Here is a 12,241-nt window from a genome sequence, read left to right as displayed (position 1 = left end):
GAATAATTGGGATATTACATATATTAAAATAGGTAATGGTTTTGGGTACTTAACTGCGGTGATAGACTGGTATAGCAGATACGTATTGTCATGGAGACTTAGCAATACGCTTGAAAATACCTTTTGCATTGAGGCCCTGGAGGAGGCTTTGGATATTGCTATCCCCGAAATTTTCAATACAGACCAGGGCAGTCAGTATACTGCAACAAACTTCCTGGCACCATTGATTGCAAAGGATATCAAAATCAGTATGGATTCAAAAGGACGGGCTCTGGATAACATTTTTGTGGAAAGGTTGTGGCGATCTGTCAAATATGAAGAGGTGTACTTGAAAGATTACCAAACAATGCCTCAAGCTTATAGATCATTACGGGATTACCTGAATTTTTACAACAAGGAGAGACCCCATCAGTCCCTGGCGTATGATGTCCCTGCAATATGGTATCAGCGCTGATCCGCTTTTTAAAAAAAAGGAATTCTATCTGATTTGAATGGGGGCCAGCCCCCATGCCCCCGGGATTTAACGCATTAGGGACCAAAGCATGAGTCTCTGAAGGAAATGAAAAGGCAGTGCCAAGTCTGAAAAATGGCACTGCCCCATGCTTCGGTCACCAGCTACGGCGCTCGGGTTGCTTCCCAGCATTACCCTATCCTCCGAACTGGTGGGCCTATGCTATCACGGGGGCAAATAATTTCAAGCAAAAGGAGAGTCTTTTGATTTTTTACCTGAAAATGAGCTCTTTTTTTTGTAAAGCGTGCCACACTTTTCTATGATGCCCGATTAACAAGGGTCTTAGGGCTTGTGAAAACAGTATGAGGTAATAAAATGCAGACTAAACGTGGAGGATACAGAGGAAAACCAAAACAAAAGTTACCCCCGCATCTCAAGCGGGTTCACGTGAATGCTCGTATTCAAAAATGGATGCTTGACCAATTAAAAGCAAAAGGAGAGCCTGGTATCGTCTTGGAAGATATTTTGGAAAAGGCTGGTTTTAAATATTGTGAGCCTCAGAAATGATTGATTTATGATTTCAGCAATTCAAATTTTGGCCAGACAGAATAGTTGAGGATTACCATGACAGGCTGGAAATATTTCATTAAAATGTAGCTTAAAAAAAGTTAAAATCGGTCTTGACATGGGGTCCACTTTACTCATCCTTTTCAGATGTCACGCAAATTTTCAAAAAAACTTAGGACTCACGAGTTGCTAAAATAGACCAGGGAAATTAAAATATGGCTGAATTTGAGTATAGGACACCTGTAATCCCTCAATTTAATTTCAAAAATATCAGCTCCAAAAGGTGTCAAATACTGGAATCTGGGAGCCTGAACTACCATAGTCTGAATCTTCGATATATGTTAATTCAGGAATATAAACAGGTTCTATCTCTGGCGGATCATGGTTGCGGATATCCCAAAGTGCCAAATGTTTTAAAATTTGTTTTATAATATCAAAATCATCAATAATGCTGATAATTTTCATTGACCCCTGGCATTTAGGGCATATTAAAGGATCGACTTCATAAATTTATTGAATTAACCGAGCCCAATTCTGTCTTGCTTCATTAGAAGACATCTCATTTGGTATAATTGTTGGGATTGTATCATCAGCATCTGCCTTTTTTCTCATACCCCTGGATTTGTTTGAAAAAAAGCCGTAATACCTTACCGTATGTTCATATCGACTGGGAATATGTGTCAACAATCTGGCAAGCCAGTCCAAAGCATTAAAAATTTTTCTGGTTTTTTTGTCCTTGGAGGTGTAAATAACCTTGGCAACACCATCCTCAGATTTCTTGGCCGGGATATAAACCATTCTTTCCTGAGAAAAACAGGCTCTGATGATATATCTTGCCAAATTACCAGCCGTTCCCGGGCAAACCATTTTCATCTCATCAAAGGGTTTGCTTAACCAAGTTCAATCGATTGTACAACAATAAAACGTCAAAAAATATATTTCCAAAGGGTTTTTCAATTGATAAAATGCGTTTTTTCACTGTTTAAAAGCCCACAGGGCGCAGTTATCCTGTCTTGTCGTTTTTCTCCAAATATAAAAAAATTTACAATCTAATCTATTAATTCTACAGGCTTCCTTTTTATACCAATAAGCAAAGCTCGATACAAATCTTCCATTGAATCAAAGAGAAATGCATGGAAAACAAATCGTATTTTTTCCCAAAGAGATCGCTTGGATTTGTATTTTTTCCAAATAGCAAAAAATAGAGCACAACATAATTGTTGCACTTGGTCGACCAGGAATCAAGCATCGTGAGTCTACCAAAATTTTCGCTTAAATGTTTTTCCCCAAGACCATAATTATGCTCTAAATGATAGCCTTGATTTTTTAAAGTGTTGAAAGTTTCGTTTTCAATTTTCCAACGGGCTCGTCCACCACGCATAATTTTGAATACATTTTCTGAAGTAATAGTGAAGTTTGTAACCCAAGTAAATGTAGATGTCTTTTTGGGAGTAACTTCTTGATACTCAAGAAAATTTATTAATGTATCCTGATTCGAGGCATTGAGAGGAACATTATTGATAAATCTAAAAAAATGAGTTGTTTTAGGATCTTTAGGATCTACACATCTTATTTCAGTCACTTTACCATTTTCATGGGCAGATGCCACATAAGAAAAAAGGAATTTGTGATCTCCCGGCTTGGCACCGAGAATGAAATTCAAATTATGACGATTCAAGTCCTTGATGTGGGGAGCATTCGAACTTAGTCCATCTTCTATTATAATAAGAGGGAGACGAGGATGATCTTGACGTAATTTTTCAAAAAACGTTTGGCAGCATTACGTTCGCAATCGTTTTTAGTTTCCCCATCCTGCTTAATAATCATTCCCGGATTTAAGGGAATCACCTCTTTAAAATCAGGATGAACAATTGATCCTCCAAGCATCTGTTGATAATAGGTAACCGTACCCGTTTTTTTGTTTGTCTTCATCATACAGGCACCTGATTTTATTTTTCATGAAGAAAAATAGCCTGTCCCATCCAAGCTCAAAAGGTAACATCCGTCTATATATTCAAATGGCTCCAGAGCCTTTCCCTTTTGGAGTTGGTTAAAAATATTTTTAAAAGTACCTCCCAAATCGTTTGGATCAACTTTATCCACAATCTCCCTCATACGGCTATCACAAGGGACTGAACCAATTTTATAAATACTGTGCAAATTGGGGTCGCCTGATTGTCTTCTTTCATCGAAAGCATGTAAAGACGGGTCTTTCAATGAAAAGACCGCAAAAGCTGACATCAAAGAATCTGCAAGAGAAATAGTGGGATTTGTTCGGTGATCAACAATTTTTCCGAAACTTCCATGTACAGTAGAGAAAAGAGCATCTGCACTCAAATGTTTTCTGACTTTGGGCGGTACTTTTTTTATAAGATTCATGCTATATGTCATAGCATTACAGACAATGAAAGTACAGAATCATCACGAAAGCTTATTGAAAACACCCCGGCCTGTGGGGCTTTAAGCCATGCCCGGGAATTGCTGCTGGGAAAGACATTCTACTAAACTACTGTGGGTAAGTTTCACTCCTGTTTTCATAGGACACCCCCAATTTTAAGGAACATGATCAGAGTACTTTTCCTTATAATTGCGCGAAAACATTTTTTTGACAAGTCCTATTTACAGGGAATTGAGCATTCAGCGGGAATAGCTGGAATACAGGGCGTCTTCGTTCCACTCGCGACAACACCGCTTCTTTGAAGTCAGAAGTGAAAAACGCCTTGTTCAGTCCCTCGTTTTCAATGTCAAAATCAGAGCATTGCAAAGGGGGTCCAAAAAGCATCAACAAAGCGGTTTTAATGACGACAACAACTCCTTTGCGATGATCTGCTTCATGATCTCATTGGTACCGGCATAGATAGATAGAACCCGCACATCATTAAAGGCATCCACCAGAGGGCAAACCTCTTCAACGCCACCCATCTCTTCCAGTAGGTCCATACAGCGACTGGAAATACGTTTGGCAGAATCCGTGGATGAAAATTTGGCCATGGAGGTTTCAAGTATCACGTTTTCTCCGGCCATGTGGCTGACCACAAGACCATTTACAAAAGCTTTTTCCATCTTGAGTTCTGTGACCATTTCCGCCAATGCAAACTGGGATGCCTGGGACCGTGCCAGGGGGCTCTTATCAGCAAGGGCCTGTCTGAAATGATTAACGGTCCACTCCAGACAAAATTCAGAACAGGCAACGGCACTGACGGCACAGACAAGCCGCTCCTGCTGCAGTTTGTTCATTAAAAGTTTAAAGCCTTCGCCCTTGGGTCCCAGTCGACTGGATAAGGGAATTTTGCAGTTATTGAAGAAAAGTTCAGTGGTATCCTGGCTGTGCATTCCCATTTTTTCAAACTGAACTCCTTTTATAAGCCCTGGAATGTCGGACTCCACAAGAAAAAGGGAAATGGCTTTGTGGGGATTTTTCTCTTGGGGGTCCCGGGCTGCAAGTACAATGAGATCGCAGTTAACTCCGTTGGATATAAAAGTTTTGCTGCCGTTGATTATAAGGTGATCATCTTGTTCAACCGCAGTGGTGACCATGGAGGCAAGGTCACTGCCGGCATCGGGCTCTGTCATGGCAACTGCGGTGATGATGTCGCCAACCACACACCCGGGAAGATATGCTGCTTTCTGCTCCTCTGTGGCGTAAGCAGAGATATAAGGAACCACCACTTCGCTGTGCAGATAGGCAAACAGTCCCAGATAATTTGCACGTGCAATCTCCTCTATGACGATCACCGAGTGCAGAAAGTCCTTACCAGCCCCGCCATAAACTTTTTCAACGGCGGGGCAGAGAAACCCGTTCTTCCCCATTTTTTTCCACGTTTCTTTGGGGATCAACTGTGCATTATCCCACTCTTTTTTATGGGGGAGAATTTCATCCTCCAGAAATGATCTGAAACGCTGTCGATATTCATGGTGTTCATCAGTATAATTTATTATTTCCATGATTTTGTCTCTCTTCTCTTAATTTGCCCGGATTTTACCAATGGTTTCACTGGCGATGATCTCTTTCTGGTAACTTTCGGGGATTTCAAAAAGTGCCGTGGCCTTGGCATCCCTGTAGAATCGTTCCACTTCAGACTCGCCCATATACCCGTATCCACCAAACAGCTGAATGGCTTCATCACTGACAGCTATGGCCGTTTCGCAGGCATTCAGCTTTGCCATGGCAGCAATGTGCCCAAGCTTTTTATCCCCTTTGTCAAACTTGGCAGCGGCCGTATAGGTCATGAGCCGTGACATCGTAATTCGTGTGGCCATGTCCGCCAGTTTGTTCCGGGTCGCCTGGAACTGAGCCAGTTTTTTTCCAAACTGTTCCCGTTGTTTTACATGGTCAAGTGCTCGATCAAAGGCCCCCTGGGCAATTCCCACTGCCTGGGCAGCACTTGCAATGTGGCTTTCAATGAAAAACAAACGCAGCTGTTCAAGCCCTTTTCCCGGCTTTCCCAGCAGACAATCCTCGGAAACGGCAACGTCATTAAAGGATACCTGGGCCGTTGAGATCATATTGTTGCCTATTTTTCGTCCTGAATCCGTTAGGGAAACACCATCGCTTTCGGCATCCACCAGAATCATGTTAAAGGCATCTCTGGATGTCTTTTCGGACCCATCCCTGCAAAGGACAATGTAAAAACAGGCGTTCATGCCGTTCATCACATTGTTTTTTATGCCATTGATAACCCACCGGCCCTCTTTCCGGATTGAAATGGTATTTTGTGATAAAAAATTCAACCCGATCCCCGGCTCTGAAAAACACCCTGCTGAAAAAATATCACCATCCAGCAAACGGGGAAGATAGGATTCCTTTAACGTGTCATTGCCAAAGCGCAACAGGCATTCCGATGCATACCCCGCCAGCGTCAATGCCTTGCCCATGGTAGCGTCTTTGCGGCAGAAGGTTTCCGAGATAAGGCAGTTTTCCACCTGGCCCATGCCACCGCCCAGATATGTCTCATCAAAATGGACCCCGAGGAATCCAAGTTCGGCTGCCTTGCGTAATATTTTTTCTGGAAATTTTCCCTCTTTTTCCATTTCAAAAGAGAGATCCTTGTCCAACTCGCCCTTTACAAATTCCAGGGCCGCTTTTTGAATCCCTTTCTGATATTTGGTCAGTTCAAACATTTCTCATCTCCATTTTTTCCCGCAATGCCGGCACCAATAAAGAAATCCTGTAAAACCGGCAGCAGATCTATAACAACAAAATAATGATATAAAGTAAGGAGTAGGTATAGCAAAAACAGTGCCACCAAAAAAACGACGTGCACTTACCTCATTATGATATGTCATTTGAGACCTGGGGAGGAAACGGTATAGATTTACAGATAGGAAGATGCTTTTAGTCAAGAAAAGTATGAAAAATTATTTAAGAGTTGAAATATGCACTCAACCAGGCACTGGCACAACATGTTGTGCCAGTGCCTGGTTGAGTCTTAACATTCCTGAAATAAAACATAGGCATTAAGTGGAGGGATGGAAATAGTCTGGATTTTATTGAAAAAGATCGAAAATTATCAAATCTCTGATGATTTTGCGCATAATTCACCAATAATTCCACAATTCAATTTCAAAAAGAATCAACTCCAATAGTCAAAGGCTGGAACCTGGGAGTCTGAATCATCGTAAATCAATTCAGAGATATAAACCGGATCAGGCTGTGGTGGGTCATGATTGTGTATATCCCAGAGCCCAAGGTGTCGTAAAATTATTTCTATAATTTCGATTTCTTCAATAAAACTGATAATTCTCATAGGCCCCTGACATTTTGGGCAAATCAAAGGGTCAAATTCATACACTTTCTGAATTAACCGAGCCCAATTTTGCCGGAATTCTTTGGAAGATAGCTCATTGGGTATAATAGCCGGGATATTATCATCAGCATTAGCCTTTTTTCTTAAACCTCTTGATTTGTTTGAATAGAAACCGTAATAGCGAACCGTTTGTTCGTATCTATTGGGAATGTGAGTCACCAGTTGAGCCAGCCAGTCCAGAGCATTGAAAACTTTTCGGGACTTTCTGTCCTTGGAGGTATAAACCACTTTGGCAATACCGTCAGTTGATTCTTCTGCTGGAATATAGATCATTCTTTCCTGGGAGAAACAGGCTCGGATAATATAATTGGCCAGATTACCAAGACCGGCTTTGTCATCAGGATAAATCCGGTCACCAATATATACATGGAAACCAGTATGATGCCAGGAAAGCATGTTTTCGATAACAGCATCATTTATTTTCCCCTCTTTTTTGAGCATTTTCAATACTTCATACTGAAAGGCCTCTTCCAGGTCTTCAAGCATGAATGCTGGTGCCATTCGGAAACTGTCGTCATCTATAAAACAGCCGTCAGAAACTATGGCGTGGAGATGTGGATTGAAATTTTGAAAATCACCGTAAGTCTGCACAGCAATGCTGGCTCCGGGAACAGCACCGTCATATGGAACAGCTGATTTTAGATAGGCACTGAGCACCTTCCATCCACAAATGCTCAGCTTTGCCAGTAATTTGCGGTCATAGAGAAAATAGATCCGCAATCGTTTGGGAATACTGAAAACCCATTGACGGTGGGGAACATCTTTCAAGACATTGGTAAGCAGCCATTCGCTATATTCTACAACCCTTTTCTGATGGCAAGATGGACAAAATTGCCTGCGCTTACAAGAGAAAGCCAATAAATACTCATGACCGCATTCTTCACAACGCACCCTGGCAAATCCAAAATGAAGATCACCACAATCCAGATATTTAAAAATCACAGTCATGACATATGTCCGCCAATAGCCATAGCGGGATTTATACATATCATCCCATGCTTGCTCTAGTTCTTCAAAGTGATTTTCAACGCATTTATAGTAAGCGCTTGCTTTGGGATTACGAGGCTGATAAATATCAAAATCATATGGTGATGATTGTGCCATACTATAACCCATAATAATGGTAAGATTTTCAATATATCTCACTTGAAAATCAATTATGGTTGTATAGCATAGACGGTTTGTTTAAGAAATACAACAAATGATGAAAAACATAAACAAAAACTCAAAATTTAGAAACAATCCAACAAAAAAATCCTGCGGATAAAACCGCAGATTTTGGTGGTTGGGTTGGCGCTCCGCGCCAACCCAACGCCCGCAGTAAAAGCCAGGATCATGTGGCGCGCAGCGCAACCCAACAACGCAGTTCAAACTGACACAGGCACCTTAACTGCGGGCGTTCATGACCGGACACACGGGGGCGGGCTGGACAATTGTCCGATTTTATGCTACCGCTGAAGCGTTGCTTCGCAGCCGCATAACTGCGTTATGACGGACAAAGCGAAACAACGCTTCAGCGGCAGTTAAGGTGAATTCTCCACCCCACTTCCCCGGGCCGTTGAACAAACCACTGCACGTGGACAAGCCAGTGAGTTAAACATTCACGGCGGCTCCGCCGCCGTGAATCGCGGTCCTGACTACGTCCAGCACCTTGTTCCGGCGCTCCGCGCCTGAACAAGGTACTGGACCGGACACCGCACACAGATCAACCAGACTCCGTCTGCTTGATCTGCGCACGGTGCCGGTCAGCACCGCGATTAAAAGGAGGTGCTGTGTCAATTGGTAAGTCCATTAGAGTCTATTTGGCAGATGCGACTGTCACAGGAATTAGATATGCTGAGCTTGTGAACTGGACAGGGCATGCAATAGCCTGCCCCCGCAATCGATTGAATGAATTGTCCAAGTGGCCGGAGGCCGCAAAACCGGGAATTTATTTTCTATTTGAAAATCGTTTTGGTGATTCAAAACCAATGGCTTATATTGGAGAATCTGAAAACGTAGCCCATCGTCTTACTTCACACGATAGAAACAAAGAATTCTGGAATGAGGTCATCATTTTTACAAGTAAGGATGAAAATCTTACCAAAGCACATATAAAATATTTAGAATCCATTTTTGTCGATTTATCTAAACAAGCTGACAGATATGTGCTGGAAAATGGGAATATCCCTTCTGAATCAAGTCTTCCACTCGCAGATCGTGACGCCATGGAAGAATTTGTTGAAAATGCCCGAATGGTTTTAGGGGTTCTGGGTTACTCAATTCTAGAACCGATCCTAAAATCCAGGAACAATACCCATTTAAACTCTCAATCCAGCAATAAACAGCAGGCCTGGACCTGCTCGGTGAACTAACGTTCACGGTAAATCAATTGATTGCCCAAGGTGCTGTTTCAGATGAAGGTTTTGTGCTTAAAAAAGGATCGGAGCTTTCAAAAACAAATACCGACAGCATTCCTGGAAAACTTGCCAACATCAAAGCACGCTTACTGAAAGATGGAGCGATTAAGGAAAATGGTGAAAAACTCATTGCGGCTGTTGATATTTTACTCAGTTCATCCAGTTATGCTGCCGCCATCGTCGCAGGTACATCCAGAAGCGGGCCTCAAAGTTGGAAGGCCGCAAATGGAAAAACAATGAAACAAATTGAAGATGAATCACTTTCAGGCAAATGACAATATAGCGTTTATGTTTCTAAAGTTAACTGGCCCAGGGTTAAGAGATATGGTACAAGCACAGGTGATTTAGATTTTGAACTCAAACCAATGTATTAAAAGTTGACAGGAAGCAAATGAATCACGCTGTACATAATAAGATGGTATCCTTTATCTGGTCCATTGCCGATGATTGTTTAAGAGATATTTTTGTCCGGGGAAAATACAGGGATGTTATTTTACCCATGGTGGTTTTACGCCGCCTGGACAGTCTTTTAGAACCTTCCAAGGAATCGGTCCTAAAGGAAGTGGATTTTCAGAAAAATGAAATGGGTCTGGTAGAACTGGATGACAAGGGACTTGAAGATGCCGCAGGCTTTGTGTTTTACAATACCAGCAAATGGACCCTGAAAAAGCTTTACCAGACTGCCACCAACAACCAGCAGATCCTGAAAGCCAATGTCGAGGAGTATCTTTTAGGATTTTCCGACAATGTTAAGGATATCATAGAAAAATTCAACCTGAATGCACAGATCACCCACATGGCAGCCAAGGATGTGCTCCTGGATGTCCTTGAAAAATTTACCTCTCCCTACTTGAACCTGACCCCCCACGACAAGGAAGACCCGGACGGCAATATCATGCCCTCCCTGACCAACCTTGGCATGGGCTATGTGTTTGAAGAACTGATCCGCAAATTCAACGAAGAAAACAATGAAGAGGCAGGAGAACATTTTACGCCCAGGGAAGTGATTGAGCTGATGACCCACCTGGTCTTTGAGCCGGTAAAGGATATCATGCCCCCGGTGATCACCATTTATGATCCAGCCTGTGGTTCAGGCGGAATGCTGACAGAGTCACAGGGGTTTATCCAAAAACAGGCCGGGCAAAAAAACGACAATGATTATATCTGGCTCTACGGCAAGGAAATCAATGACGAAACCTATGCCATCTGCAAGTCAGACATGATGATCAAAGGCAATGACCCCAGCCGCATCCTTCCCAACTCAACCCTGTCCACAGACGAATTTGCAGGACAACGGTTTGATTTTATGCTCTCCAACCCCCCGTATGGGAAAAGCTGGGCCAGTGAGCAAAAATTTATAAAAGATGGCGCCACAGTCATTGATCCCAGGTTCAAGGTAAGCCTCAACGATTATTGGGGCCAGCCCCATGATGTAGATGCCGTGCCCCGTTCCAGTGATGGGCAGCTTTTGTTTTTAATGGAAATGGTCAGCAAGATAAAACCTGTGGAGGGCAGTCTTTTCGGCTCCCGCATTGCCTCGGTTCATAACGGGTCTTCCCTTTTCACCGGGGATGCCGGCAGCGGCGAGAGCAATATCCGCCGCCATATCATTGAAAATGATTTGCTGGAGGCCATTATCCAGCTGCCCAACAATCTGTTTTACAACACCGGCATCACCACCTATATCTGGCTGTTGTCCAACAATAAACCCGACCCTAAAAAAGGAAAGGTACTGCTTTTAGATGCATCCCGGTGTTTCAGGAAATTACGGAAAAACCTGGGCAACAAGAATTGCGAGTTTTCTCCTAAGCATATCCGGGAAATTGTTACGGCCTGCATGGACATGAAACCCATTGAGCCTGAAACAGATGAAAACGGGGAAGATCTTGGCATGGGTGCCAAGGTATTTGAAAACCATGATTTCGGATATTATAAAGTGGCCATTGAACGGCCGGACAGGCGGTCAGCCGGGTTTAGCAAAGACCGTATTGCACCGTTGCGGTTTGACAAAACATTGGCTAAGCCCATGCAATGGATATATGACCATTGGGGTAACCGCATATACACTCCCGGAATTCTTAAAGATCATGAAAAAGAGATCCTGGCCCTTTGTGAAGACAATGGCACCACCCTGAATGCCAAACAAAAGAAAAAGCTGTTCAGCCCCGATACCTGGAAAAAGCAGCTAAAACTCTTTGATGCCGCCCAAAAGCTGATGGAGGTAATCGGTACGGATGAACACAGGGATTTTAATCTGTTCAAGTTACAGGTGGACAAAACCCTCAATGAACTGAGCCTCAAATTATCAGCCCCCCAGAAAAAACAGATCCTCAATGCCGTGTCCTGGTATGATGAAAACGCCCGCCGGGTGATCAAAAAGAAAGTCAAACTGCCCCACAGCAAGTTGAACCCGCTTTTAGATCATTTGGGATGCGAAAAAAAGGATCTGCCTGATTTCGGGTATTATCCCTCATACGGCAAAGAACCCGCCGGCAAAAAAGATGAATACCTCATTTTTGAACCCTGCACTGATCTTCGCGACCATGAGTCTGTGCCGCTAAAAAAAGATATCCACGGTTTTTTTAAAAAGGAAGTTGCCCCCCATGTTCCCGAAGCCTGGATTAATCTGGATTCGGTGAAAATCGGGTATGAGATCAGCTTTAACAAATATTTCTACCGCCATAAGCCCTTGCGGTCCATGGAAGCTGTGGCTAATGATATTCTGGAACTGGAACATCAGGCCGAAGGCTTGATTGCCGATATTTTAGGGGTTGATGTGGCTCAGGTGTCCGGGGTGGACCATGACTGATCTAAAATTCATGATGCCAAGGTATGAGGTGTATAAGGATTCCGGGGTGGAGTGGATTGGGGAGATACCGGGGCATTGGGAGATATTAGCGAATAAATATATATTCAAACTAAAACTCGTGAGTCCTAAGTTTTTTTGAATATTTAAGAAATTGCGTGACATCTGAAAGGGATGAGCGCATTCTGAACCTTTCAATATTATAAGCGAC

Annotated in this window: 12 protein-coding genes and 1 pseudogene; 5 read left to right on the top strand and 8 right to left on the bottom strand. The window is 42.9% G+C overall.

The genetic code is table 11. The features are described from left to right. Positions 1 to 10: 10 nt before the first annotated feature. Together B9A32_RS13040 and B9A32_RS13035 are read left to right on the top strand one after the other, a co-directional pair. A pseudogene (locus tag B9A32_RS13040) lies at positions 11 to 454 on the top strand (transposase); the annotation flags it as partial. A gap of 372 nt (positions 455 to 826) precedes the next feature. Next, on the top strand, positions 827 to 1,018 hold the full coding sequence (locus tag B9A32_RS13035) for a hypothetical protein (protein WP_084069890.1): 192 nt from the start codon (positions 827 to 829) through the stop codon (positions 1,016 to 1,018). 270 nt (positions 1,019 to 1,288) lie between these two features. Here the strand turns inward: B9A32_RS13035 and B9A32_RS22155 are convergent, their stop codons facing one another. From B9A32_RS22155 to B9A32_RS13005, 8 genes are all read right to left on the bottom strand, one after another. Further along, a complete protein-coding gene (locus B9A32_RS22155) occupies positions 1,289 to 1,483 on the bottom strand; it encodes a hypothetical protein (protein WP_232367155.1) in 195 nt (64 codons plus the stop codon). Positions 1,484 to 1,528: 45 nt separating this feature from the next. Further along, positions 1,529 to 1,891 (bottom strand): transposase, encoded by a 363-nt coding sequence (locus B9A32_RS13030; protein ID WP_232367154.1) that lies wholly within the window; start codon positions 1,889 to 1,891, stop codon positions 1,529 to 1,531. 205 nt (positions 1,892 to 2,096) lie between these two features. Then, positions 2,097 to 2,696, bottom strand: a complete 600-nt coding sequence (locus tag B9A32_RS21785; protein ID WP_212637930.1) for a hypothetical protein — start codon at positions 2,694 to 2,696, stop codon at positions 2,097 to 2,099. A 41-nt stretch (positions 2,697 to 2,737) separates the two neighbouring features. Further along, positions 2,738 to 2,953, bottom strand: coding sequence for a hypothetical protein (locus B9A32_RS21780; protein ID WP_212637929.1), 216 nt, complete (start codon positions 2,951 to 2,953; stop codon positions 2,738 to 2,740). Positions 2,954 to 2,974: 21 nt separating this feature from the next. After that, a complete protein-coding gene (locus tag B9A32_RS21775) occupies positions 2,975 to 3,397 on the bottom strand; it encodes a hypothetical protein (RefSeq protein WP_212637928.1) in 423 nt (140 codons plus the stop codon). 402 nt (positions 3,398 to 3,799) lie between these two features. Continuing rightward, a complete protein-coding gene (locus tag B9A32_RS13015) occupies positions 3,800 to 4,963 on the bottom strand; it encodes an acyl-CoA dehydrogenase family protein (protein WP_084069888.1) in 1,164 nt (387 codons plus the stop codon). 18 nt (positions 4,964 to 4,981) lie between these two features. Further along, entirely contained in the window at positions 4,982 to 6,139 is a 1,158-nt protein-coding gene (locus B9A32_RS13010) for an acyl-CoA dehydrogenase family protein (protein WP_084069887.1), read from the bottom strand. 452 nt (positions 6,140 to 6,591) lie between these two features. Further along, positions 6,592 to 7,929 carry an IS91 family transposase gene (locus B9A32_RS13005; protein WP_084069886.1) on the bottom strand — a complete coding sequence of 446 codons (1,338 nt, stop codon included), beginning with the start codon at positions 7,927 to 7,929 and terminating at the stop codon, positions 6,592 to 6,594. Between the two features lie 668 nt (positions 7,930 to 8,597). On the opposite strand from B9A32_RS13005, the gene B9A32_RS21770 reads away from it, so the two are divergent. The 3 genes from B9A32_RS21770 (at position 8,598) to B9A32_RS12995 (ending at position 12,033) form a co-directional block, all read left to right on the top strand. Beyond that, positions 8,598 to 9,179 (top strand): GIY-YIG nuclease family protein, encoded by a 582-nt coding sequence (locus B9A32_RS21770; protein ID WP_212637927.1) that lies wholly within the window; start codon positions 8,598 to 8,600, stop codon positions 9,177 to 9,179. Positions 9,180 to 9,196: 17 nt separating this feature from the next. Then, positions 9,197 to 9,499, top strand: coding sequence for a DUF4357 domain-containing protein (locus tag B9A32_RS21765; protein WP_212637926.1), 303 nt, complete (start codon positions 9,197 to 9,199; stop codon positions 9,497 to 9,499). Between the two features lie 116 nt (positions 9,500 to 9,615). Further along, complete coding sequence (locus tag B9A32_RS12995) at positions 9,616 to 12,033, top strand: type I restriction-modification system subunit M (protein WP_084069885.1); 2,418 nt, start codon at positions 9,616 to 9,618, stop codon at positions 12,031 to 12,033. Positions 12,034 to 12,241 lie beyond the last annotated feature (208 nt).

Source organism: Desulfocicer vacuolatum DSM 3385 (assembly GCF_900176365.1).
GTDB classification, from domain to species: Bacteria; Desulfobacterota; Desulfobacteria; order Desulfobacterales; family Desulfobacteraceae; genus Desulfocicer; species Desulfocicer vacuolatum.
The sequence above is the reverse complement of the archived record's forward strand: the minus strand, read 5'-3'. Positions and strand labels throughout refer to the sequence as shown.

Bases quoted from the DNA above. Each gene is read 5' to 3' on its own strand.
- B9A32_RS13015 (WP_084069888.1), bottom strand. From the start codon at position 4,963: ATGGAAATAATAAATTATACTGATGAACACCATGAATATCGACAGCGT.
- B9A32_RS13010 (WP_084069887.1), bottom strand. From the start codon at position 6,139: ATGTTTGAACTGACCAAATATCAGAAAGGGATTCAAAAAGCGGCCCTG.
- B9A32_RS13030 (WP_232367154.1), bottom strand. From the start codon at position 1,891: ATGAAAATGGTTTGCCCGGGAACGGCTGGTAATTTGGCAAGATATATC.
- B9A32_RS22155 (WP_232367155.1), bottom strand. From the start codon at position 1,483: ATGAAAATTATCAGCATTATTGATGATTTTGATATTATAAAACAAATT.
- B9A32_RS21780 (WP_212637929.1), bottom strand. From the start codon at position 2,953: ATGATGAAGACAAACAAAAAAACGGGTACGGTTACCTATTATCAACAG.
- B9A32_RS13035 (WP_084069890.1), top strand. From the start codon at position 827: ATGCAGACTAAACGTGGAGGATACAGAGGAAAACCAAAACAAAAGTTA.
- B9A32_RS21775 (WP_212637928.1), bottom strand. From the start codon at position 3,397: ATGAATCTTATAAAAAAAGTACCGCCCAAAGTCAGAAAACATTTGAGT.
- B9A32_RS12995 (WP_084069885.1), top strand. From the start codon at position 9,616: ATGAATCACGCTGTACATAATAAGATGGTATCCTTTATCTGGTCCATT.
- B9A32_RS13005 (WP_084069886.1), bottom strand. From the start codon at position 7,929: ATGGCACAATCATCACCATATGATTTTGATATTTATCAGCCTCGTAAT.